The sequence below is a fragment of the Moorena sp. SIO4A1 genome, from assembly GCF_010672065.1.
In the GTDB taxonomy this organism is placed as follows: Bacteria; Cyanobacteriota; Cyanobacteriia; order Cyanobacteriales; family Coleofasciculaceae; genus Moorena.
Window position 1 is genome coordinate 1 of sequence record NZ_JAAHHX010000848.1, and the last position, 1,258, is coordinate 1,258.

1 protein-coding gene is annotated in these 1,258 nt (G+C 39.7%); it reads right to left on the reverse strand.

Translation table 11 applies throughout. The annotated features are described in order from the left end of the window. Positions 1-71: 71 nt before the first annotated feature. On the reverse strand, positions 72-1,258 hold a 1,187-nt coding region (locus F6K53_RS43440), incomplete at its 5' end, for an IS701 family transposase (RefSeq protein ID WP_293086940.1).

Sequence of the window (1,258 nt, forward strand, 5' to 3'; positions counted from 1 at the left end):
CTCAATCGTTCTCTGGGGAGACCTTCTTTACACTTTGCCGGACTCGTTGCTTAACGGGACTTTGGTAAAAATCAAGCCCAAATGAAGCCTAAACTCGCTTTGTAAACAGCAAATAGGTTCTGATTTTCCTCAAGCCAACGGAAAAAACGGTAAGATATTGCTGTACGAAAAGCTTCCAAAGCCTCAGGAAAACTGTTGAAAGGTTGGTTTGCCCATCGCCTTCTTAATCCCCCAGTTAATCGATGCCAAAGAATAAAAGTATAAGCACAATAGACTAAGATAAAATGTCTGAGTAAACTTCTCTTATGTCTAACTTGATATTCTTTTAATCCTAACCATCCCTTTGCTTCTCGATAGAAGACTTCCACCCAATTTCTTTGAGAATAAGTCGAAACTATCCATTCTGGGGTAACGATTTTCGAGTCTACATTAGTGAGAAAATAATCCACATCGGTAGCTTCAGTAAAAGTCGGAGCATTCATAACGATAGCTAGACTTTTGGTTCCACTAAGACGAGATATTTCTCCTTCTGTGACAGCAACCCAGACGGTTTTAGGAGACTCTAAATTCATCTCGACCTTAGTAAAAGCCTCCTTGGATAGGCTCTGTGCCCACTCATCTGCTCTTTGAGTTACCTTGATTTTCTCTGTTTTTGTTATCGTTATCTTCCGATTTTTCGCCACACCTCCTAAGTACTTTAATGACCGTTTTTCTAACTTTTTTAGAAATGTTCCATTGTTGCCATAACCACTATCAATAATTACTATTGAGGGTCGATGTCCTCGGTTTAAAGTTCTCTCGATTAACTTGAAGGCTAATTCCGGTTTTTTCACGAACTCGGCATCTTTTTTTCCCTCTGGTAAGGAGTTGGCATGTTGATATAATTCTATGTCTAATGGTAGGCTCTTTGTCCCATCATATAAATGGGTTGTTACTACCACTACTCCATTATCAGTTTTGCCAATTTCTCCAATATATTGTCGTCCCACTCCCGCTGTAAAATTTCCACTCTTTCTATGTCCACTGTCATCTACGATTAGGGAAAATCCTTTGGCTATTCTGGTTTGACCACAACCGTCCATTACCTGTAGACGACGCTGATTGATTTCTTGTTCTGACCAGTTCGCTCTTACCAAGAAATGTCGTAAGCTGTGGTATGACACATCTATACTGTTTGTAGCTATCTGAGACAGTTTTTTTCTCTCACTTTCTCCCAATAATCCTCCTATATAGTTCCTTAACTCCTTTTTCTGGGCTT